This is a genomic window from Microbacterium hydrocarbonoxydans (genome assembly GCF_900105205.1).
GTDB classification, from domain to species: domain Bacteria; phylum Actinomycetota; class Actinomycetes; order Actinomycetales; family Microbacteriaceae; genus Microbacterium; species Microbacterium hydrocarbonoxydans.
The window spans coordinates 1,057,956-1,078,489 of record NZ_FNSQ01000005.1; the positions used below are offsets into that span (position 1 = coordinate 1,057,956).

The 20,534-nt window shown below is 68.0% G+C and carries 21 protein-coding genes and 1 tRNA gene; 18 read left to right on the top strand and 4 right to left on the bottom strand.

Annotated elements, in window-relative coordinates; genetic code table 11:
- Positions 1 to 6: 6 nt before the first annotated feature.
- From BLW44_RS05395 to BLW44_RS05420, 6 genes are all read left to right on the top strand, one after another.
- Positions 7 to 882 (top strand): LysR family transcriptional regulator ArgP, encoded by an 876-nt coding sequence (locus BLW44_RS05395; RefSeq protein ID WP_060926668.1) that lies wholly within the window; start codon positions 7 to 9, stop codon positions 880 to 882.
- A gap of 233 nt (positions 883 to 1,115) precedes the next feature.
- A complete protein-coding gene (locus BLW44_RS05400) occupies positions 1,116 to 1,739 on the top strand; it encodes a SipW-dependent-type signal peptide-containing protein (protein ID WP_060926669.1) in 624 nt (207 codons plus the stop codon).
- Positions 1,740 to 1,780: 41 nt separating this feature from the next.
- Positions 1,781 to 2,359 carry a SipW-dependent-type signal peptide-containing protein gene (locus BLW44_RS05405; RefSeq protein WP_245647388.1) on the top strand — a complete coding sequence of 193 codons (579 nt, stop codon included), beginning with the start codon at positions 1,781 to 1,783 and terminating at the stop codon, positions 2,357 to 2,359.
- A 43-nt stretch (positions 2,360 to 2,402) separates the two neighbouring features.
- A complete protein-coding gene (locus BLW44_RS05410; RefSeq protein ID WP_060926670.1) occupies positions 2,403 to 3,032 on the top strand; it encodes a signal peptidase I in 630 nt (209 codons plus the stop codon).
- Positions 3,029 to 3,667 (top strand): hypothetical protein, encoded by a 639-nt coding sequence (locus BLW44_RS05415; RefSeq protein WP_139305241.1) that lies wholly within the window; start codon positions 3,029 to 3,031, stop codon positions 3,665 to 3,667. Before BLW44_RS05410 ends, BLW44_RS05415 begins: the two co-directional genes overlap by 4 nt.
- Positions 3,664 to 4,188 carry a hypothetical protein gene (locus BLW44_RS05420; protein WP_060926672.1) on the top strand — a complete coding sequence of 175 codons (525 nt, stop codon included), beginning with the start codon at positions 3,664 to 3,666 and terminating at the stop codon, positions 4,186 to 4,188. The genes BLW44_RS05415 and BLW44_RS05420 overlap by 4 nt, the downstream gene beginning before the upstream one ends.
- A gap of 20 nt (positions 4,189 to 4,208) precedes the next feature.
- On the opposite strand, the gene BLW44_RS05425 is transcribed toward BLW44_RS05420, so the two are convergent.
- Together BLW44_RS05425 and BLW44_RS05430 are read right to left on the bottom strand one after the other, a co-directional pair.
- Positions 4,209 to 4,901, bottom strand: a complete 693-nt coding sequence (locus BLW44_RS05425; RefSeq protein ID WP_060926673.1) for a YqaJ viral recombinase family protein — start codon at positions 4,899 to 4,901, stop codon at positions 4,209 to 4,211.
- 92 nt (positions 4,902 to 4,993) lie between these two features.
- Positions 4,994 to 6,358: a glucose-6-phosphate dehydrogenase gene (locus tag BLW44_RS05430; protein WP_060926674.1), complete on the bottom strand. Its 1,365-nt coding sequence runs from the start codon at positions 6,356 to 6,358 to the stop codon at positions 4,994 to 4,996.
- A gap of 249 nt (positions 6,359 to 6,607) precedes the next feature.
- On the opposite strand from BLW44_RS05430, the gene rplJ reads away from it, so the two are divergent.
- Together rplJ and rplL are read left to right on the top strand one after the other, a co-directional pair.
- Positions 6,608 to 7,096 carry a 50S ribosomal protein L10 gene (gene rplJ, locus BLW44_RS05435; RefSeq protein ID WP_060926675.1) on the top strand — a complete coding sequence of 163 codons (489 nt, stop codon included), beginning with the start codon at positions 6,608 to 6,610 and terminating at the stop codon, positions 7,094 to 7,096.
- 50 nt (positions 7,097 to 7,146) lie between these two features.
- Positions 7,147 to 7,530: a 50S ribosomal protein L7/L12 gene (gene rplL / locus BLW44_RS05440; protein WP_060926676.1), complete on the top strand. Its 384-nt coding sequence runs from the start codon at positions 7,147 to 7,149 to the stop codon at positions 7,528 to 7,530.
- An 85-nt stretch (positions 7,531 to 7,615) separates the two neighbouring features.
- Here rplL and BLW44_RS05445 read toward each other — a convergent pair whose 3' ends face one another.
- Entirely contained in the window at positions 7,616 to 8,620 is a 1,005-nt protein-coding gene (locus tag BLW44_RS05445) for a LacI family DNA-binding transcriptional regulator (RefSeq protein ID WP_060926677.1), read from the bottom strand.
- Between the two features lie 276 nt (positions 8,621 to 8,896).
- Between BLW44_RS05445 and BLW44_RS05450 the strand changes: the two genes are divergently transcribed.
- From BLW44_RS05450 to BLW44_RS05490, 8 genes are all read left to right on the top strand, one after another.
- On the top strand, positions 8,897 to 10,228 hold the full coding sequence (locus BLW44_RS05450; RefSeq protein WP_060926678.1) for an ABC transporter substrate-binding protein: 1,332 nt from the start codon (positions 8,897 to 8,899) through the stop codon (positions 10,226 to 10,228).
- A gap of 112 nt (positions 10,229 to 10,340) precedes the next feature.
- On the top strand, positions 10,341 to 11,681 hold the full coding sequence (locus BLW44_RS05455; protein ID WP_082724512.1) for a carbohydrate ABC transporter permease: 1,341 nt from the start codon (positions 10,341 to 10,343) through the stop codon (positions 11,679 to 11,681).
- Positions 11,681 to 12,652, top strand: a complete 972-nt coding sequence (locus tag BLW44_RS05460; RefSeq protein ID WP_060926679.1) for a carbohydrate ABC transporter permease — start codon at positions 11,681 to 11,683, stop codon at positions 12,650 to 12,652. The genes BLW44_RS05455 and BLW44_RS05460 overlap by 1 nt, the downstream gene beginning before the upstream one ends.
- Before the next feature lie 108 nt (positions 12,653 to 12,760).
- The gene (locus BLW44_RS05465) at positions 12,761 to 14,137 is read left to right on the top strand and encodes a cystathionine beta-synthase (RefSeq protein WP_060926680.1); all 1,377 of its coding nucleotides are present in this window, start codon (positions 12,761 to 12,763) and stop codon (positions 14,135 to 14,137) included.
- A 66-nt stretch (positions 14,138 to 14,203) separates the two neighbouring features.
- Complete coding sequence (locus BLW44_RS05470) at positions 14,204 to 15,355, top strand: cystathionine gamma-synthase (protein ID WP_060926681.1); 1,152 nt, start codon at positions 14,204 to 14,206, stop codon at positions 15,353 to 15,355.
- Between the two features lie 301 nt (positions 15,356 to 15,656).
- A complete protein-coding gene (locus tag BLW44_RS05480; protein ID WP_174521352.1) occupies positions 15,657 to 17,018 on the top strand; it encodes a multidrug effflux MFS transporter in 1,362 nt (453 codons plus the stop codon).
- Between the two features lie 30 nt (positions 17,019 to 17,048).
- Positions 17,049 to 17,684, top strand: a complete 636-nt coding sequence (locus BLW44_RS05485; protein ID WP_245647389.1) for a phosphatase PAP2 family protein — start codon at positions 17,049 to 17,051, stop codon at positions 17,682 to 17,684.
- A 29-nt stretch (positions 17,685 to 17,713) separates the two neighbouring features.
- Positions 17,714 to 18,313 carry a GNAT family N-acetyltransferase gene (locus tag BLW44_RS05490; RefSeq protein WP_060926685.1) on the top strand — a complete coding sequence of 200 codons (600 nt, stop codon included), beginning with the start codon at positions 17,714 to 17,716 and terminating at the stop codon, positions 18,311 to 18,313.
- Positions 18,314 to 18,451: 138 nt separating this feature from the next.
- On the opposite strand, the gene BLW44_RS05495 is transcribed toward BLW44_RS05490, so the two are convergent.
- Positions 18,452 to 18,539, bottom strand: a tRNA-Ser gene (locus BLW44_RS05495).
- A gap of 210 nt (positions 18,540 to 18,749) precedes the next feature.
- Between BLW44_RS05495 and BLW44_RS05500 the strand changes: the two genes are divergently transcribed.
- Both BLW44_RS05500 and trhO read left to right on the top strand, forming a co-directional pair.
- A complete protein-coding gene (locus tag BLW44_RS05500) occupies positions 18,750 to 19,628 on the top strand; it encodes a protein kinase family protein (RefSeq protein WP_060926686.1) in 879 nt (292 codons plus the stop codon).
- Between the two features lie 9 nt (positions 19,629 to 19,637).
- Positions 19,638 to 20,528 (top strand): oxygen-dependent tRNA uridine(34) hydroxylase TrhO, encoded by an 891-nt coding sequence (gene trhO / locus BLW44_RS05505; RefSeq protein ID WP_060926687.1) that lies wholly within the window; start codon positions 19,638 to 19,640, stop codon positions 20,526 to 20,528.
- The last annotated feature ends 6 nt before the right edge of the window (positions 20,529 to 20,534 follow it).

Here is a 20,534-nt window from a genome sequence, read left to right on the forward strand (position 1 = left end):
ACTAATGTGCGCATCGATCCGGAACTCGCCGCCACCGTCGCCGCCGTCGCCGACGAAGGGACGCTGGATGCGGCGTCGCGCCGCTTGCGGATGACACCCTCTGCTGTGAGTCAGCGGCTGAAGACGCTCGAGCAGCAACTCGGCCGGATCCTCGTCGTGCGGAGCAAGCCGGTGCGCCTCACCGAGGCCGGTGAGACGGTCGTGCGCCTCGCCCGCCAGATGGCGCTGCTCGAGCACGACGCGTGGGGTGGGCTCGGCCTCGACGAGGGCGAGACCGGGCGCACGCGCATCCCGCTCGCCGTGAATGCCGATTCGATGGCGACGTGGTTCCTGCCCCCGCTCGCGCGACTGTCGGCCGGTCACGGTCTGGACTTCGATCTGCACCGGGACGACCAGAACTTCACGGCACGGCTGCTCGAATCCGGCACGGTGATGGCGGCGGTGACGAGCGAGTCGGCGCCGGTCACGGGGTGCTCCGTATCGCCCCTCGGCGTACTCGAGTATCACGCCATGGCCGAGCGCGGCTTCTGTGAGCGCTGGTTCGCGCAGGGAGTGACCGCGCAGGCGCTCGTAGCGGCACCCTTCGTGGACTTCGATCGGCGAGACACCCTCCAGCACGACTGGCTCGAGGCGAAGGGCGTCCCGCATCAGGACGTGCCGAGGCACTACGTGCCGGCATCCGCCGATTACGCGCTCGCGGTGCGGCTGGGGCTCGGCTGGGGGATGGTCCCGGTGCTGCAGCAGACCGAGGGGCTGGTGCCCCTCGGTGGTCCGCCGCTGCGCGTCGAGCTGCACTGGCAGCAGTGGAACCTGCGATCGCCCCTCCTCGACACGATCGCGGGCGAGGTCGCCGACGAGGCGATGCGCGTGCTCTCGCGATGAGGCGCGCAGGAGCTCGCGCCGCGACGTCTGTGCTGTGACCGACGGGTGCGAAAGATCTTTGGACGTTTTTCATGATGAATGCGAGATTGATGCGCTCTCGTGATCGGGATGCCCTTGTTCTCGGCGATATCTTGGACAAAACTGACCGGACCACCTGAACGCGCTGGTGCAGGTCCCGGAAGGGCGGCCATTCCCAGGCATCCGCGGTTCATGAATTCCTGAGGGGGAATGTCATGGCTGACAAGGACACGCAACGCAAGGTTCTCGCCGTACTCGCCGGAGGCCTCGTGCTCGGAGTGGGGATCGGGGTGACACTGGCGGCCTGGAACGACTCGGAGTTCGCGACCGGCACCTTCACTGCCGGGTCGTTCAACCTCGAAGGCTCAATCACGAGCGCCACGACCGGCTACGCCGACCACAACGTCGACGAGGGTGACACCGCGGCGTCGCTCGTCTTCCAGCTGCCGGCAGTGGCCTCGTCGCTGTCGCCCGGCGACGTCGTGTACGCACCGTTCTGGGTGCGCCTGGACAGCACGACGACGAACAGTGCGACGCTGCTGCCGACCGGGGTCACCGCCGGAACCGGCGGGAACGAGGCCAACCTGTCGTACACCGTGACGGCGATCGCGGCCGGCGCCACCTGCGGAGCCGGCGCGACAGGCACCGTGGTGGCGACCGGGTCGACGCTGAGCGCGCAGACCGGGGCCACGTCGGTCGCTCTCGCCGAAGGCACTCCCGCCGGCACCGCCGGCGCCCCCGTGCAGCTGTGCTTCGCCGTCACCGCCGGAGCCGGGCTGACTCAGGGGGCCGCAGCGACAGCGACGTGGGAGTTCACGGCCACCTCGACCGCGGGCTGATCATGACCGGCACCCGCAGAAGCATGCGGGAGGGGAAGCGGATGCTCTCCCGACGGGTTTGCGCCGTACTCGCGGGCGGACTCGTGCTCGGCGTCGGCGCCACGATGACGCTGGCCGCGTGGAACGACTCGGAGTTCGGCGGAGCGACCTTCACCGCCGGACGCTTCGACATCGTGGGCGCGATCGACGGCACGACGTTCTCGAGCCATGCCTCCACGGCTCCGGCGGCCCTGAGCTTCACGGCCCCCTTCAACGCCATCGCGCCCGGCAACACGGTGCATGCGCTGTTCAGCGTGCGCACCGCGAATCCGTCCGTGGCGGGCGCACTTCAGCTGAGCGTGACCTCGACGGCCGGGACGGGGCTCGGCCCCTTCCTGCGGTACGGCGTGCGGACCATCGCCGGCACGACCTGCAATGCAACCACGTACGCGGCGGGCACGGCGGTCGTGCCGGACAACTCCACGATGGCGACCGGTGGCACGGGCACTCAGGCGGTCGCCGCGAACGGAGGATCGACCGTCAACTACTGCTTCGCGGTCACGCTGCCCGCCGGCACCGACAACACGGCCCAGGGGTTGACGGCGATCCAGACCTGGCAGGTGGCCGGCACCTCGAGCTGATGGTGCGGGCGAAGGAGTCTGGGATGGCGAAGGGAGGGGGAGCATGAGCACGCAGACGAGGCGGAGCCTGCGCGAGCAGCGGTCTTCGGATGCCGGCCTCAGCGGGACCTCGGCATCCGCTCCGTCCCCTGTCTCCGCCACCGCACCCCGCCGCGGCGCTGGCCGGGCGCTCGCCGACGGGCTGCTCTGGGTGGCCGCCATCGCCGGAGCCGGATGCATGGTGCTCGTCATCCTTGCCCTCACCGCGAACATCACGCTCATCATGTTCCGCACGGGATCCATGTCGCCCACCATTCCCGCCGGGTCGGTCGCCGTCGTGCAGCGCGTGCCGGCCGCGGACATCGAGGTCGGCGATGTCGTCACGGTCGACCGCGAGGGCGCGTTGCCCGTCACCCACCGCGTCACCTCGATCGCCCCTGGTGGCGGAGGAGCCGAACGCGTGATCACGATGCGGGGCGATGCCAACGCGGCTGACGATCCGTACCCCTACACCGTGCGTTCCGTGCGCATCGTGCTCTTCTCCGTCCCCGGCATCGCCACCGTCATCGTCGCGATGGGCCACCCGTACGTGCTCGGGGGCCTCACGCTCGCCGCGACCGCACTGGTCGTCTGGGCGTTCTGGCCCCGGTCGGGGAGGATCCGGCCCACGAAGAGTGTCGAGGACGACGGATGAGCCCACGGAGGATCGTGACCGCCGTCGGGGCGGCTGCCGCGCTCGGCGTGCTCGCGGCGGCTCCGGCGTGGGCGGCGCCCTCGACGCAGGTCGTGCAGGGCGAGGTGCTGCGCCTCGTCTCGAGCGCCGACTGGGATGCGGCGTCGAGCCTGCTGCCGGGGCAGCCGGTGCGGTGGGACGTCACCGTGAGCGCCGAGGCACCGGATCCCGGCACCGTCGCGGTGGGCATCAGTGCGACCGGTGACGCGGCGCTGCTCGTCGACGTCGCGCTCTGCGCGCAGCCCTGGAGTGAGAGCGGATGCGCGGGAGGGGCGACTCTGCTGAAGACGGACTGGGCACTTCCGCTCGACGGCGTGGAGAACGCGCTCCTCGACATGTCGGACGAGGACGTCGCGCATCTGCGGTTCACGGTGACCCTCGGCGACGGCGGCGGAAGCACCCGGGTGCGGGTGCACGCGAGCGGCGCCGGGGAATCCGCGGTCATCGGGCCGGAAGGCGGCCTCGCGACGACCGGCGGCACGGGCGTTCCCGTGGGGGTCCTCGCCACCGGTCTCGGTCTGGTCGCGGTCGGCACCGCGCTGAGTGCGTCGCGCCGTCGGCGGCGGCTGCGGAGCGATCGGAGGGTCCGGCCATGAGCGCGCGTCGGCGACACCGCATCCTGGCCGGGGCGGCCGGGATCGCGCTGCTGTGCGGGGTGGGACTGATGCCTCCGGCGCAGCTCACGGACGCGGCGTTCACGGATTCGGAGCACGCCAGGGCCACGATCACCGCCCTGCGACTCGTCCCGCCGCAGGTCACGAGCTTCGCCACTTGCATCCGGCCCCCGCTGACCGGCGGCACCTTCCTGCAGGTCGTGTTCCAGTGGCCGAGCGCGACGGCGCCCTACACGACCATGACGGCGAGCAACGTCCAGTGGCGGGTCGGCACCACCGTCATCGTTCCGACGGTGACGGGGCCGGACGGGCAGGGGAGATACACGGCGACGATCACCACCGGCCTGCTCAGCGGTCTGCTGGGATCACTGCTCGGGGCGGATGTGCTCATCGACCTGCGCAGCACCTACAGCGGATGGACCTCGCCGGGATTCAGCAGAGTGACGTACAACGCCCCGCTGGTCATCGGCGCTCCGAGCTGCACCTTCTCGAACGGGACGTGACGCGGCCCGCACGCGGCGGCTCAGTCGGCGAGGGCCAGGGCGCGGAACGCGTCGCGCTCGCGCAGGTGCTCGCGACGACTCGCGGCGGCTGCGGCCGTGGCCTCGGCGATCCTGGTAGGGATCTGCTGTCCGGTGGTGCGACGGTACAGCTCGTCGATCAGGTTCGTGGCGAGGCCGACGAGCTTCGCGATCTCACGGTCGTCGCGGTCGATCCACACGCACCGCGGCTCGTCGTGGATGGGGGAGAAGTCGACGTGCTCCTCCCACACGAACAGCGTCCGCTCGGCTCCGAGCACGTGCTGCTGCCACCACACCTGACGCAGGTAGGTACGAGGGATGCCGCGGAACGCCTTGTTCGTCGTCTTGATCTCGGCCAGCTCGATGCGTCCGGCTGAATCCACGGCGATGCCGTCGGGCGTCGCCAGGTGCCGGTGCTCCACCTCGGCGCGGAACAGTGCGGATGAGGGCAGGATGCCGTGCGTCGCCGCCACCCAGGCCGCGATCTCGGGCTCCCGACGTCGTCCGTGGTCGGTGTAGGCGTTGCCGCCGAAGCGAGGACCGCCGCCGAGCTTGGAGTCCGCGGCACGGGCGATCGACCTCTCGCTGGTCAGCCCCGCCACGTCGGTCGCCGTGATCCCGCGGGACCGCGCTCGCATCCAGGCCACGCGGTCGCGGGAGTCCGCGACGATGCGTGCGTGGAGTTCGGGGGTCACCTATCGAGCGTAACCCCGGCCGGGGACTCTCGATCCCCGTACACGCCGCTCCACGGCATCCCTCCCGGAAGGAGACGTGTGCGGCACGCGGGTCAGCGGTACGCGGGCCATCCCTCGGGGCCGAGGGAGCCTGCGACGTACTCGTCCATCGGCACCTCGTCGCGCTGCCAGGCCTCGAGGATCGGGGCGACGATCCGCCAGCACTGCTCTGCCGCGTCGCCGCGCACGGCGAGCATCGGGTCGCCGTCGAGGACGCCGGAGAGGACCTCGGCGTACGCCTTGAGAGCACCCTCGCCGAGCTCGGCCGACAGCGTCGCGCGCTCCAGCTCGAACGGGTCCTCCGCGGCGTTGAGGTTGAGCTCGAGCGCCATCCGGTCGGGGCCGAGCGAGAACCGGAGGATCGCGCCGTCGAACGAGCCGGTCAGTCCCTGCGGCACATGCCGCACAGGTCGGAAGTGCACGACGATCTCCCTGGCGGGCGTGCCGATGGCCTTGCCCGAGCGGAGCCGGAACGGCACTCCGGCCCAGCGGGCGTTGCGCACCTCGAAGACCGTCTCGGCGAGTGTCTCGGTATGGCGGTCAGGATCGACCCCCGGCTCGTCGACGTACGAGGGCTTCGCGGTGCCGTCGATCTCGCCTGCGGTGTAGCGCGCCCGACGTGACGATGCCGCCGGGTCGTCGCCCCACACGGCCGTCGCGCGCAGCACGGCTCCGGTCGCGGCGCGGAAGTCGACCTCATCGAGGCTCGCAGGCTCGTCCATCGCGAGCACGGCGAGCACCTGGAGGAGGTGGCTCTGGATCATGTCGACCAGCGCACCCGCCCGGTCGTAGTATCCGGCGCGCCCCTCAAGCGCGAGCGACTCGTCGTAGATGATGTCGACGGACTCGATGCTCTCGGCTGACCACAGCGGCTCGAGGATGCGGTTGGCGAACCTCGCCCCGAGGAGGTTCAACGTGGTCGAGCGGCCGAGGAAGTGGTCGACCCGGAAGACCTGGCTCTCCGGCACGAGAGCGGTGAGCGTCCGGTTCAGCTCGCGGGCGCTGGCCTCATCGGTGCCGAAGGGCTTCTCCATCACGAGCATGGTGCCGGCGGGCAGCATGTCGGGTGTGAGCGTCGAGATGCATGCGGCGGCGACCGAGGGCGGCACGGCGAAGTACAGCGCGACCCGCCCGGTCAGACCCGCCGTGAGCGCACGCAGGTCATCGGTCTGCGTGATGTCGGTGCGGACGTAGGTGACGTCCACCCGTGCGGCCGCGTCTTCGGCGTCCATCGACGCGAACGCCGTCCGCACGACGGTCGCGAGCTCGGCATCCGTCCATTCCTCGCGGTCAGCGCCGATGATGCGCACGGCGCGATCGGGCTCGCGGACCAGCAGCTGGCCGAGGGCGGGGAGAAGGAGCCGGGACGTGAGATCGCCGCCGGCGCCGAGGATAACGAGCGTCGTCGCATCGGTCATGCTCTCACCGTAACCGCTCCCGCCGATTTGGGGGAGCGTCGCGGATGGGGTAGCCTGGAGTCAACCGAAGACCGCTGGTCATCGTCGTGCGTGAGAACGCGAGGCGATCGAAGCTCTGCTCAGCAGGGGCCCGCGCAGGACACGAACTTCTCAAAGCTCCGTGCGCTTGCGCCGGAGCTTTTCTGTTGCATGCGGTCCGAGTCGGTGCCTCACCGCCGTGAGGCACCTCGTACACACCAAGGAGTGACCATGGCGCAGAAGGATGCATCGGTCGCCGAGCTCACGAAGTCATTCGAGGACTCGACTGCCGTTCTGCTGACCGAGTACCGCGGTCTGACGGTTGCCCAGCTCAAGGAGCTGCGCAACAGCATCCGTCAGGACGCTGAGTACGCCGTGGTGAAGAACACGCTGACCAAGATCGCCGCCAACAAGGCTGGCATCACCGCGCTGGACGACGACCTCAAGGGTCCGTCGGCCGTCGCGTTCGTGCACGGTGACTTCGTCGCCACTGCCAAGGCTCTTCGTGACTTCGCCAAGGCCAACCCGCTTCTCGTGATCAAGTCCGGCATCTTCGAGGGCAACGCCCTCTCTGCCGACGAGGTCAACAAGTACGCCTCGCTCGAGAGCCGTGAGGTTCTGCTGGCGAAGGCTGCGGGCATGATGAAGGCCACGATGGGCAAGGCTGCCGCCACCATCGATGCTCTTCGCGAAAAGCTGGAGACCGCTGAGGCCGCGTAAGCGACCTGACGTTCTCGATCAACAAACCCCATCAATCTAGGAGATACATCATGGCTAAGCTCACCACTGAGGAGCTGCTTGAGCAGTTCGCAGGCCTGACCCTCGTCGAGCTCAACGACTTCGTCAAGGCGTTCGAGGAGAAGTTCGAGGTCACCGCTGCTGCCCCCGTCGCCGTCGCAGGTGCCGCTGGTGCTGGCGCAGGTGCCGAGGCTGAGGAAGAGAAGGACTCCTTCGACGTCATCCTCGAGGCTGCCGGCGACAAGAAGATCCAGGTCATCAAGACCGTCCGCGAGCTCACCTCGCTCGGTCTCGGCGAGGCCAAGGCTGTCGTCGACGGCGCTCCCAAGGCCGTGCTCGAGGGCGCGAACAAGGAAGCCGCCGAGAAGGCCAAGGCTGCCCTCGAAGAGGCAGGCGCCACGGTTACCCTCAAGTAGTCACCGCGTCACGCAGTTCTGCGAATGCCCCGGGTTCACCCGGGGCATTCGTGCATCCGGGCCCACCCGGGCGGACTCGAGGCGGTCAACGAGGGACGGCCGTCGAGTTGCGCACGACCAGTGCGGATGCCGCGACGATGCGCTGTACCGGAGCATCCGGTCCGTTCATCTGCTCGATCAGGAGTCGCACCGCGTCGTGTCCCTGCTCGCGGGGAGTCTGACGGATCGTTGTCAGCGCGAAGAGTTCTGCGTGCTGATGATCGTCGATTCCGACGACACTGAACTCGGTGGGAACCGCGATGCCGAGCCGCCGGGCCGCGATCACCGCGCCGATCGCGGCCTCATCGCACACCCCGACCACGGCCGTCGGACGATGCCGCCTGTCGCCGAGCAACCCGACTGCCGCCGCATATCCGTCGGAGAGGGTGGGGGACGCGTTGACCACCCGCGCATGGTCGCGGAGTCCCGCGGCATCCAGCGCTGACCGGTACCCCGCTATCCGCCGCATGTCGCCCACGCTTGCCGTCGTGCCGTCGACCGCTCCGCCGATGAACGCGATCGATGTGTGACCGAGCTCGATCAGATGCTCCGTCGCGATGCGTGCGGCCGCCGTGTCATCGATCGACACCGCGCTGGATCCCTCGTTGTACGGCCCGACGCTCACCAGCGGACGTCCTGTACTCTGCAGCCGTTCGAGTTCGTGGTCGCTGGGTCTGATGCCGACCGCGATGATACCGTCGAACCCGCGCCGCGGAAGGACGCTGTCGAAGAGCCGCTTCCTCGTCTCGGACGCCTCGGGCACGCCGTACAGAGACAGGTCGTAGTCGCGCGCGAACAGCGACTCCTGTATGCCGGCGAGCAGCTCGGAGAAGAACCAGCGGTCGACCGGCGGCATGATCACACCCACCGTGTGGGTGCGCCCGGTGGCCAAGCTGGTCGCGGAGGAGTGCGCGACGTACGAGAGCTCGTGCGCCGCATCGGCGACGCGCTGACGGGTCCCCTCCGAGACATAGCCTCGTCCGCTGAGAGCGCGACTGGCGGTGGCTTTCGAGACTCGGGCGAGGGCGGCGACGTCAGAGATCTTACTCATCGGTCCTCCTCGACCCGGTGCGCGAGCGCCACGCTCTTCGTGGGCCGATCACAGCGTAGTCGCCGAGGCGTCCGAAGGGAACCGGTTCCACCAGGGGACCACGGGAGCGCTCCCGCGGTGCCAACCGATATGTCGGTAAAGGTTGCGAGCTTGTGACCTTCACTTGTTGTGTGCGATGCCAAGAGGCCAGTAGGTTTACCTGGAATCGGTTCCCCAATGGATGCGGCGATTGCTCCTCGTGGCGAACGGATGATCTAGCTAAGAGGAGAAATACACATGGCTTTGTCACAGCGATACCGCCTTCTCGCCCCGATCGCCTTCATCGGAGTCGCAACGCTCGCTCTCGCCGGTTGTACCGAGGGAGGCTCGGGCGACGGCGGTGGGGGCGGCGACGCCAACCAGACCGTCCGCATCTCGGGCGGTATCACCGGGCCCCAGGCTGATGACCTCAACGGCGCCTTCGATTCCTTCACCGAAGAAACCGGAATCAAGGTCGAGTACACCGGCGACAAGGGCTTCGAAGGCAACATCGTGACCAAGGTGACCGGTGGTGACGCCCCGGACATCGCCATCGTGCCGCAGCCCGGTCTGCTCAAGACCCTCATCGACACCGGCAAGGTCATCGAGGCCCCCGAGGGTGTCGCGTCCGCGGTCGACGAGAACTGGTCGGAGGACTGGAAGAAGTACGGAACTGTCGATGACGTGTTCTACGCGGCGCCGATGCTCGCCAACGTCAAGGGTTACGTCTGGTACTCGCCGGCGAGCTTCGAGGAGTGGGGCGTCGAGGTTCCCACGACGTGGGACGAGATGATCGCCCTCACCGACACGATCGTCGAGAAGACCGGTCAGCCCGCCTGGTGCGCGGGATTCTCGTCCGAGGCGGCATCCGGCTGGCCGGGCACCGACTGGGTCGAAGACCTGGTGCTGCGCCAGTCCGGCCCCGAGGTCTACGACCAGTGGGTCGCGGGAGACGTCAAGTTCACGGACCCCGAGATTAAGGACGCGTTCGATGCGGTGGGAACCATCCTGCTGAACCCGGACTACGTCAACGCGGGCTACGGCGACGTCAAGAGCATCAACTCGACCGCATTCGGCGACGTCGCAGCAGCGGTCGCTGACGGGAGCTGCGCTCTGACCCACCAGGCCTCGTTCCTCGAGGTGAACTTCCGCGATGTCCAGACGAAGGAAGGCAACGAGCCGGTCGTGGCGCCCGACGGCGACGTGTACGCGTTCATCCTCCCCGGCGTGACCGAGGGCGAGCTCCAGATCGAGGGCGGCGGTGAGTTCGTCGCCGGCTTCAACGACGATGAGGCCACTGTCAAGGTTCTCGAGTACATGGCGTCGGCCGAGTTCGCCGATGCCAGCGTCGAGGCAGGCGGCGTGATCTCCGCCAACAAGAACGCCGATCCGTCCCTCGCATCCAGCGAGTTCCTGACGAGCGCGATGGAGCTTCTCCAGGACGAGAACACGGTGTTCCGCTTCGACGCGTCCGACCAGATGCCGTCCACGGTCGGCTCGGGCTCGTTCTGGAAGGGAATCGTCGACTGGATCGACGGCAAGGACACCGAGACGGTGCTCTCCGACATCCAGGCCGGCTACGAGAACTGATCGTCGCGTCACGATCAGCGTGAGCTGAGTGGGGCCGGGCTCTCGGAGCCCGGCCCCACTTCCTCCCATCCGCACCGCTCGAGTACATAGCTGTACTCAGAAGGGGACACCCATGTCGCACGCGACCGTAGAGAAGCCCGTTGAGGCTGACGCTCTCCCGATGACGACGCATGGCACCGATGCGAAGGGGCGTGCGGTCACCCGCACGGTCCTTGCGATCGGCTTCGCCGTGCTCGTCGCCCTCGCGCTCCTGCTCGTCTTCACCACCTCCAGCGCAGAATCCTCCCGCGTCACGATCGGGTTCTCGCTGAACAGCTTCTTCGTCTTCCTCGGCGGACTCAATCCGCTGCTTCAGATTCCGCTCGTGCTTCTCGCCTTCGGCGTGGTCGTCGCGCTGATCCTGGTGCTCATCGAGTTCGCGCCCCGCGCCGGCCGGGGCTACTTCATCATGCGCCTCGCGGCGTGCCTGGTGATTCCGGTGCTGGCCTTCCTGCTGTTGCGCCCTTATGCCAACGCGGTGCTCTACGTCGTCGCCATCGCTCTGGTCGTCGGCGCACTTCTGTTCTTCGCCGACTTCCGGGCACGCCAGGGCGCGGGGTACCTCTTCCAGCTGATCCTCTTCATGGCGCCGGCATCGATCATGCTGATTCTCGGGCTCATCTACCCGGCGATCTCCACCATCTTCAAATCGTTCTTCAACAAGCAGGGCGACGAGTTCGTCGGCATGGAGAACTACTTCTGGGTCTTCACGAACCCGGTGGGAACGTCGTCGGTGATCAACACCATCATCTGGGCGCTGATCGCGCCCATCATCTCGGTAGTCATCGGCCTGGCGTACGCGGTCTTCATCGACCGGGCACGGGGCGAGAAGCTTCTCAAAGTGCTCGTCTTCATGCCCGTCGCGATCTCCTTCGTGAGTGCGGGCATCATCTGGAAGTTCATGTACGACGCACGCCAGGGCGACCAGATCGGGCTTCTCAATGCTATCGTCACGGCCTTCGGCGGCGACCCCGTGCAGTGGCTCGCGATCAAGCCGGTCATCAACACGCTGATGATCCTTGTGGTCTTCATCTGGACGCAGACGGGCTTCGCGATGGTCATCCTTTCCGCCGCGATCAAAGCCGTGCCGATCGAGCAGATGGAAGCAGCCGAGCTCGATGGGACCAACGCGTGGCAGCGCTTCCGCAACGTCACCGTGCCCGGCATCCGATCGTCGCTCATCGTCGTGCTGACGACGATCACGATCGCCTCGCTGAAGGTGTACGACCTCGTCGCAGTGATGACGGGTGGCCGTGACGACACCAGCGTCCTCGGCTTCGAGATGGTCAACCAGCAGCAGCGCTTCCAGAGCTATGGACATTCCTCGGCCCTCGCCGTGGTGCTGTTCCTGTTCGTATTGCCGCTGATCGTCTACAACGCCCGATCGATGGCCAAGCAGAGGGAGATCCGCTGATGAGCGCCACGCAGGCAGTCACCACCCCCGACAACCGCACCAAGCGACAGGTCGAGCGGGATACGCGCAAGCACGAGGCGATCGCGCACAAGAAGCTGACGTCGAAGGGCGCGACGATCGCGGCCGTCATCATCGCGATCTTCTGGACCATTCCGACCTTCAGCCTCTTCGTCACGTCGTTCCGGCCAGGGGCCGACACTCAGAACAGTGGCTGGTGGACCGCGTTCACGGACCCGGAGTTCACTCTCGACAACTATGTGCAGGCGTGGACCGCCGGCGGCACGTCGACGACGCTCGGCGCAGCGTTCGTCAACTCGCTGGCGATCACGATCCCCGCGACGGTCTTCCCGATCGTGATGGCGGCCTTGGCTGCGTACGCGTTCGCGTGGATCGATTTCAAGGGGCGCAATGCCCTGTTCATCTTCGTGTTCGCCCTGCAGATCGTGCCGCTGCAGATGGCGCTCGTGCCGCTGCTGAGTCTGTTCTCGGACGGCCTCATCATCAACGATGTGCCGATCTTCCCCGGGTTCGGGCTGAGCGACGTGAATTACAGCTTCGCTCGCGTCTGGATCGCCCACGCGATCTTCGCACTGCCGTTGGCGACGTTCATGCTGCACAACTTCATCTCGGAGATCCCCGGAGAGGTCATCGAGGCTGCACGCGTCGACGGCGCGGGTCACGGACAGGTGTTCTTCCGCATCATCCTTCCGCTGGCCACCCCGGCGATCGCCTCGTTCGGCATCTTCCAGTTCCTGTGGGTGTGGAACGACCTGCTCGTGGCGACGATCTTCGCCTCGCCAGGAGCGCTGCCGATCACGCAGGCCTTGAGCTCGCTGTCGGGCACATGGGGGAACAAGTGGTTCCTGCAGTCTGCGGGAACATTCATCGCCATGGTCGTCCCGCTGATCGTGTTCTTCGCCCTGCAGCGCTTCTTCGTCCGAGGCCTCCTGGCAGGTGCGACGAAAGGCTGATGCCGTCTTCGACAGGCTCAGGGCCCCGAAGGGTCAGGAATCCAGACGGCGGATGCCGCGGCGCGCAACACTCCAGCGCCGCGGCGTCCGCCGTTCTACGCTGTGAACATGAAGTACGCGGACTCCATTGTCGACCTCGTCGGCGACACCCCTCTCGTGAAGCTCCAGCACGTCACGGAGGGTGTGGAGTGCACCGTGCTCGTGAAGCTCGAGTACCTCAACCCCGGGGGCTCTGCGAAGGACCGCATCGCGACCCGCATCATCGACGCCGCCGAGGCGTCGGGGGAACTGCAGACCGGGGGCACGATCGTCGAGCCCACGAGTGGCAACACCGGAGTGGGGCTCGCGCTGGTGGCCCAGCAGCGCGGGTACAAGTGCGTTTTCGTGCTGCCGGACAAGGTCGGCGAGGACAAGATCGACGTGCTGCGTGCATACGGCGCTGAGGTCGTGGTCACACCGACCTCGGTGGCGGCCGACAGCCCGGAGTCGTACTACAGCGTGAGCGACCGCCTCGCCCGTGAGATCCCCGGCGCGTTCAAGCCCAACCAGTATGAGAACCCGAACGGGCCGCGTAGCCACTACGAGACCACCGGACCCGAGATCTGGCGCGACACCGACGGCCGGATCACCCACTTCGTCGCCGGCGTCGGCACCGGAGGCACCATCACCGGGACGGGTCGTTACCTGCGCGAGGTGTCGGAGGACCGGGTGCGCATCGTCGGCATCGATCCCGAGGGCAGCGTCTACAGCGGAGGAACCGGCCGTCCGTACCTGGTCGAGGGCGTCGGGGAGGACATCTGGCCGGGAGCATACGACCCGACCGTGCCGCACGAGATCGTGGCCGTCGACGACGCGGAGTCCTTCGCGATGACCAGGCGGCTCGCGCGCGAGGAGGGCATCCTCGTCGGCGGCTCCAGCGGCATGGCCGTCGTCGGGGCGCTGCGCATCGCGAGAGAGCTCCCCGCGGACGCCGTCATGGTGGTCCTGCTCCCGGACGGCGGTCGGGGCTACCTCGGCAAGATCTTCAACGACGGCTGGATGCGGTCCTATGGATTCAGTGACGTGGAAGAGGGCGAGACCGTCGCCGATGTGCTGGCGACCCGTGCCGGCCGCCAGGGCGGAGGCATCCCCGACCTCGTGCACGCGCATCCCACCGACACGGTGCTGGAGGCCATCGGCATGATGACCGAGTACGACGTGTCGCAGCTCGTCGTGCTCAGCGCCGAGCCGCCGGTCATGATGGGCGAGGTCCTCGGCACGGTCGACGAGAAGGGGCTGCTCGATCTCCTCTTCCGCGGAGAGGCGAAGCCTGCGGATGCCGTGGGGACCCATGTGGGGGAGAGGCTGCCGCTCATCGGCATCCATGCTCCGCTGGCCCAGGCGAGGGCCGCGCTCGCCGATGTCGACGCCCTGCTCGTGACGGCCGACGGCAAACCGCACACGGTGCTCACCCGGCAGGACCTGCTGTCGTACATCTCGCGCTGACAGTGTGACGACGTCCGGCGTAACAGGCGCGCCGGTGCCGGCGGCGTCGGACGTAGGCTGAGGGGCATGTCCGAGCACGCATTCGCCACCCGAGCCATCCACGCGGGTCAGGCCCCCGACCCGACCACGGGTTCGATCATCCCGCCGATCTACCAGGCGTCCACGCACGTCCAGGACGGGATCGGCGGCTTCCGCGAGGGCTACGAGTACAACAGGGCGGGCAACCCCACCCGGTCGTCGCTCGAGACCCAGCTCGCGGCGCTCGAGGGCGGGGCGAACGCCCTGTCGTTCGCGTCGGGGCTCGCGGCGGAGGATGCGCTGCTGCGCGGCATCCTGAAGCCCGGCGACCACATCGTGCTCGGCAACGACGTCTACGGCGGCACCTACCGCCTGCTCACGAAGGTGCTCGCACCGTGGGGGATCGAGACCACGACCGTCGAGCTGTCGGATGCGGATGCGCTGCGCGCCGCGATCCGTCCCGAGACCAGGATCGTCTGGGTCGAGACCCCCAGCAACCCGCTGCTGAAGATCGTCGACATCGCACTGATCGCCGAGATCGCGCATGCGGCCGGAGCGATCGCCGTGGTCGACAACACGTTCGCGTCGCCCGCGCTGCAGCAGCCGCTCTCGCTCGGCGCCGACCTCGTCGTGCATTCGACCACCAAGTACCTGGGCGGGCACTCGGACGTGCTCGGCGGTGCGGTGGTGTTCGGCGACGACCGGTTCTTCGAGTCGATCAAGTTCCAGCAGTTCGCGGTCGGCGCGGTCTCCGCACCGTTCGATGCGTGGCTGACGACCCGGGGCATCAAGACTCTCGCGGTGCGGGTGCGCCAGCACTCCGAGAACGCGCAGGCGATCGCCGAGTGGGCGGCCTCGCGCTCGGAGTTCGCGACCGTCTACTACCCGGGACTCGCCTCGCACCCCGGCCACGACGTCGCTGCGCGGCAGATGAGCGGGTTCGGCGGGATGCTGTCGCTGGGCCTGTCCGCCGGAGCCGACGCGGCGAAGTCGTTCGCCGAGTCCACCGAGCTCTTCCAGCTGGCGGAGTCTCTGGGTGGCGTCGAGTCGCTGATCGGGTACCCGCCCGACATGACGCACGCCTCGGTGCGCGGCACTGCGCTCGCCGTGCCGGAGAACGTCGTCCGGCTCTCGGTCGGCATCGAAGGCGTGGGCGACTTGATCGCCGACCTCGAGCAGGCGCTCGCACGCCTGCGCTGACACGGGGGTCGTCCTTCGCCTGGCTGCGCCGTTCGCCTGGTGCCGGATGTCTGCTCAGATGACGGATGCATGCCGAAACAGCTGTTCTCGGCATGCATCCGTCTTCTCAGCATGCAACTGGCTGCGCGCGAGGGGTAGCATGGAGACTTCGCCCGCATCGAATCGATTCGGCCCGGCCATCCAGTCGCCCGACCTCGAGTCGATCCGACCCTCGAGTCGGTCCTGGTGGTCGATTCGGCCACCGCGGATCCCCCACCCGCTGCGGCTCGCACCAATCCCCTCGAACTCCGGAAGGACCGTCGTGCCCGACGCTCCACGCACTGACTCCCTGCCGACCGCACCCGCCGAGCGGACGGCCACCGGCAGCATCCGCATCCCGTCGTCCACCGGCGCGATCCGCACCCTCGGCTCGAACCCGGCCACAGCGCCGATCATGCTGCACCCGGGCGACTCGATCCCGAACCGACGCCGCGCCCTCTACATCGTGCTCCTCGGAGCCCTCACGGCGCTGGGCCCTTTCACCATCGACCTGTACCTGCCCGCGTTCCCCGTCCTCGAGCGCGACTTCGAGACGACGGCCGCGGCGATCCAGCTCACCCTGACCGGCACGATGATCGGCTTCGCGCTCGGCCAGCTGGTGGTCGGTCCGCTCAGCGACAAGGTCGGACGCCGCATTCCTTTGATCGTCGTCACGGCGCTGCACGTGCTCGCCAGCGCGGCGGCCGCCTACGCCCCGACGCTGCCCCTGCTCAGCGGCGCCCGCGTGCTGATGGGCGTCGGTGCGGCAGCGGGAGGTGTCGTCGCGATGGCCATCGTGCGCGACCTGTTCGGCGGTCGGCGCCTAGTCGTGATGCTGTCCCGCCTCGCGCTGGTCTCCGGCGTCGCACCGGTCATCGCCCCGCTGATCGGTTCGTGGCTGCTCACCCTCATGCCGTGGCGGGGCATCTTCGTCGTCCTGGCGCTGTACGGCGTCGTCATGCTCGCGTCGACGGTCGTCTTCGTCCCCGAGACGCTCCCGGTCGCGCGCCGGCAGGAGAAGGGCGGCGCGACCGTGCTGCAGCGCTACCGCTCGGTGTTCTCCGATCGGGTCTTCGTCGGCGTGCTGATCATCGGCGGCATGACCTTCTCCGGTCTGTTCTCGTACCTCTCGGCATCCCCGTTCCTGTTCCAGGAGACGCACGGACTGGATGCTCAGCAGTACGGGTTGCTGTTCGCGGTCAACTCGCTCGGGGTCGTCGCCGGTGTGCAGACCGCCTCGCGGCTCGCGGCGCGCTTCGGCCCGCAGTGGGTCATGGCCTACTCCACGGCGGTGCTGCTGCTGGCGGGGATCGCGATCATCGTGACCGACCAGCTCGGCCTCGGGCTGTGGGGCACGGTCATCCCGCTCTTCTTCTTCATGACGGCGTGCGGATTCACGTTCCCCAACGTCCAGGTGCTCGCGCTCGACCGACACGGCAAGGCGGCGGGAACTGCGGCCTCGGTGATCGGCGCGACGAACTTCGGCGTCGCAGGCCTCATCTCGCCCGTGGTCGGCTGGATCTCGCACGGAGCCGGAATCACGGCGACGACGATGGCCTCGGTCATGGTCGGATGCGCGGCAATCGGCATCCTCTCGCTGTGGCTGATCGTGCGTCCGCGCACCGTCGGCATGCTCGCTCCCTGATTCTCAGCCTCCGACCGGCAGAATGGTGCGATGAGAAGACGGATGCTGCTGTGGTGGGGAACAGGGATGCTCGTCGCGGCGACGCTCCTCGGAGCGGCGATCGTGTTCGGGTACACCGAGCCCCCGGCGTTCGACCGCTGGTGGAACGACGCGGTCGACATGTACCGCACCGACGCCGTGCTGTCGTTCGCCCTGGTGCTGAACAGCATCGGCGGCGGCTGGATCGCGATCCTCCTCGTGCCGCTGCTGCTGATCGCCGCCCTGCTGATCGCACGCCGATGGCGGGCCGCGGTGTTCGCGGCGGTGGCGTTCCTCGCGAGTGCGGGTGCCGTGCAGCTGCTCAAGCAACTCTTCGGACGTGCGCGCCCCGAGGACATGATCGTGGTCAGCGACTACGGCTCGTTCCCCTCCGGTCACACCGCCAACGCCGCGACCATCGCCGTGGTGCTGTGGCTCGTGTTCCCGCGGGTGTGGACCGCTCTGCTCGGCATCCTCTGGATCCTCGCGATGGCGCTCTCACGGACCCTGCTCTCGGTGCACTGGGCGACCGACACCCTGGGCGGGGCGCTGGTCGGCGCCGGCGTAGTGCTCGTGCTCGGCGCGTGGCTGCTGCCGTGGGTGCGAACGTACTCGCGACGGGATGCTGAACACGCGTCGATAGGCTGACAGCACCCCATCTCATCGAGGAGTTCGTCGTGTCCCGCATCCGCCCGTATCGTCCGTCCGATCGAGCCGCTCTCTACGAGGTGTGCGTGCGCACCGCCGATGCCGGAGCGGATGCAACCGGCCTCTTCTCCGATGACGCGCTGTGGGGCGACCTCTTCGCGGTGCCGTACGTCGAACGGCATCCGGACCTCGCATGGGTCGTCGAGACCGACGACGAGCGGGTCATCGGGTACATCGTGGCCACCGATGACACCGACGCGTTCGCGACGTGGTTCCGCGACGAGTGGTGGCCCTCGCTGCAGGAGCGCTACCCGAAGCCGGCCGAGCCGAGCACGCGCGAGGAGCGGATGGTCGACTACGGCTACAGCCAGGGTCCGGGGAAGAACGCGAATGCCGCGGCCTACCCCGCACACCTACACATCGACCTCCTGCCGGAGACTCAAGGTCAGGGCCTCGGGCGTCAGCTGATCGAGACGCTCTTCGCCGAGTTGCGGCGCCGGGGAGTGCGCGGCCTGCACCTCGGTATGGACCCGAACAACACGGGCGCCGCCGCGTTCTACACGCGGCTCGGGATGACGCCGCTGCCGGCCGAACCCGGTGGACAGAGCTTCGGCGTGCTGTTCGACTGAACGGGGCCGTTCCCGGGAGTCCGGAGCGTGGCGGTGACGGCGGGACTCCGATCCTCGCTGCGCTCGGTTCTCCCCGAATCCCCGGTGCTCGATAAAAGCATGAAGGGCCCCCGCTGGCGCGGAGACCCTTCATGCTTTTGGCGGTGACGGCGGGATTCGAACCCGCGGTTGCTTGCACAACACACGCTTTCCAAGCGTGCTCCTTCGGCCGCTCGGACACGTCACCAAGGAACAACCTGAACAGTCTATCCGATCGCGTGCCCCGCCCATGACCAGGGCTCCGGGGGGCGTCCGCGGACGCTCGCCGACTCGGATGCCGCTGCACCGGTATGCGATCGCCGGATTCCTTGCTACGCAGAGCGGTGCTGTCTAGCCTCATATGAGGATGTTCACGCGTCACATGCGGACCTTCCTACCACTCCTGGGAAGGACCTCGATGATCCCCGTCGGTGCCGCACCGTCGATCAGCACCCTTCTGCGCACCGTGCTGCGGATGGCACACACCCGCGCGGTCACGGAACTGGGTCTTCTCTCGCTCGGCCGCGTCCGATTCGGCTGGCGTGACCGATCGATTGGGTCGGTCGTCGAGCGGGCAGGCACGAGGCTGTGGCTGCGCATCGTCTGGGCACGGCGGGAGCAGGCGCGCGGCGACTGGTGGATGGGGAACCATGAGGCGTCGGCGATCACCGGAGTCCCGAAGCCACGCGTGCTCGACGCCAGGGCATGGGAGGAAGGACCCCTCGTCTACCGCGCGGAGCTCATGACGCTGCTGCCAGGCAGGGCCTGTGCGCCGACGGCCGTGCTCGAACGGGCGCCTGCTCTCGACGACGAGTGGTGGTCGAGACTGGACCGCAGCCTCGAGGCGCTCTCTGAGACGCCGACGGATCGCCGGATACTCGACCCCGAGATCATGCGGCGCCGCATAGGCGTGTTCTTCGGGATCGATCTCGACATCGATCCCGAACGGTGGACGGCCAGTCACGGAGATCTGCACTGGAACAACATCCATCGTGATCCGTTCTCCATCGCCGACTGGGAGGCGTGGGGGCGCGCCCCTCGCGGCTATGACGCCGCGTTCCTGCTCGGGCATTCGCTGGCCGTGCCGCAGGTCGCCGAACAGGTGACGCGGCGGTTCCGCGATGACCTCGACTCCGACGGGGGCATCGTGTCGCAGCTGTACGTGATGACGAAGCTGCTGACCAGAGCGGACGCGGGGGAGCACGCGCACGTCGTGCCGTTCGTGCACCGGCACGTCGCACGGCTGCTCGGGACCCGGATGCCGGTCGACCGCAGGTCATCAGCGCGGACGACGTAAAATCGCTGGGTGGCAACCCCCAAGATCGTCCTGTTCTACGTCTTCACCCCGCTCGCCGACCCGGAGGCGATCCGGGCCTGGCAGCGCGATCTCGGCGAAGCCCTCGGGCTGCGCGGACGGGTGCTGATCTCGAAGGACGGGGTCAACGGAACCCTGGGCGGCGACCTTCCGGTGCTGAAGAAGTGGGCCCGCTCCTTCCGCTCGTACGCCCCCTTCAAGGACGCGGACATCAAGTGGAGCGAGGGGAGCGGCGTCGACGACGAGGGCCGCAGCCTCGACTTCCCCAAACTGAGCGTGAAGGTGCGCGACGAGATCGTCTCGTTCGGCGCGCCGGGCGAGCTGCAGGTCGACGAGAACGGCGTCGTCGGCGGCGGCACACGGTTGAGCCCCGAGGCGCTGCACGAGCTGATGGCCGAGCGTGGGGACGACGTCGTCTTCTTCGACGGACGCAACTCCCTCGAAGCGCAGATCGGTCGCTTCCGTGGAGCCGTCGTGCCCGATACCGAGACGACCCGTGACTTCGTGCAATTGCTGGACTCCGGCGCCTATGACGATCTGAAGGGCAAGCCCGTCGTGACCTACTGCACAGGCGGCATCCGATGCGAGGTGCTGTCGAGCCTGATGACCTCGCGCGGGTTCGGTGAGGTGTACCAGCTCGAAGGCGGCATCGTCCGCTACGGCGAGAAGTACGGCGACGACGGGCTGTGGGACGGCTCGCTCTACGTCTTCGACAAGCGCGGATCCGTCGACTTCTCCGACCACGCCGCCGTCATCGGCGAGTGCGTGGGATGCGGTGCGGCGACCAACCGCACGGCGAACTGCCCCGACCTGTCGTGCCGCACGCAGTTCGTGGTGTGCGAGAGCTGTCAGTCGGTTCCCTGCGCGCAGCACGCCGCCTGAGGGCAC

What these genes read in the sequence shown, in the direction of transcription:
- BLW44_RS05400 (WP_060926669.1), top strand. Translation starts at nt 1,116, where the DNA reads ATGGCTGACAAGGACACGCAACGCAAGGTTCTCGCCGTACTCGCCGGA.
- BLW44_RS05405 (WP_245647388.1), top strand. Translation starts at nt 1,781, where the DNA reads ATGCTCTCCCGACGGGTTTGCGCCGTACTCGCGGGCGGACTCGTGCTC.
- BLW44_RS05410 (WP_060926670.1), top strand. Translation starts at nt 2,403, where the DNA reads ATGAGCACGCAGACGAGGCGGAGCCTGCGCGAGCAGCGGTCTTCGGAT.
- BLW44_RS05415 (WP_139305241.1), top strand. Translation starts at nt 3,029, where the DNA reads ATGAGCCCACGGAGGATCGTGACCGCCGTCGGGGCGGCTGCCGCGCTC.
- BLW44_RS05420 (WP_060926672.1), top strand. Translation starts at nt 3,664, where the DNA reads ATGAGCGCGCGTCGGCGACACCGCATCCTGGCCGGGGCGGCCGGGATC.
- BLW44_RS05430 (WP_060926674.1), bottom strand. Translation starts at nt 6,358, where the DNA reads ATGACCGATGCGACGACGCTCGTTATCCTCGGCGCCGGCGGCGATCTC.
- rplJ (WP_060926675.1), top strand. Translation starts at nt 6,608, where the DNA reads ATGGCGCAGAAGGATGCATCGGTCGCCGAGCTCACGAAGTCATTCGAG.
- rplL (WP_060926676.1), top strand. Translation starts at nt 7,147, where the DNA reads ATGGCTAAGCTCACCACTGAGGAGCTGCTTGAGCAGTTCGCAGGCCTG.
- BLW44_RS05445 (WP_060926677.1), bottom strand. Translation starts at nt 8,620, where the DNA reads ATGAGTAAGATCTCTGACGTCGCCGCCCTCGCCCGAGTCTCGAAAGCC.
- BLW44_RS05450 (WP_060926678.1), top strand. Translation starts at nt 8,897, where the DNA reads ATGGCTTTGTCACAGCGATACCGCCTTCTCGCCCCGATCGCCTTCATC.
- BLW44_RS05455 (WP_082724512.1), top strand. Translation starts at nt 10,341, where the DNA reads ATGTCGCACGCGACCGTAGAGAAGCCCGTTGAGGCTGACGCTCTCCCG.
- BLW44_RS05460 (WP_060926679.1), top strand. Translation starts at nt 11,681, where the DNA reads ATGAGCGCCACGCAGGCAGTCACCACCCCCGACAACCGCACCAAGCGA.
- BLW44_RS05465 (WP_060926680.1), top strand. Translation starts at nt 12,761, where the DNA reads ATGAAGTACGCGGACTCCATTGTCGACCTCGTCGGCGACACCCCTCTC.
- BLW44_RS05470 (WP_060926681.1), top strand. Translation starts at nt 14,204, where the DNA reads ATGTCCGAGCACGCATTCGCCACCCGAGCCATCCACGCGGGTCAGGCC.
- BLW44_RS05485 (WP_245647389.1), top strand. Translation starts at nt 17,049, where the DNA reads ATGAGAAGACGGATGCTGCTGTGGTGGGGAACAGGGATGCTCGTCGCG.
- BLW44_RS05500 (WP_060926686.1), top strand. Translation starts at nt 18,750, where the DNA reads ATGATCCCCGTCGGTGCCGCACCGTCGATCAGCACCCTTCTGCGCACC.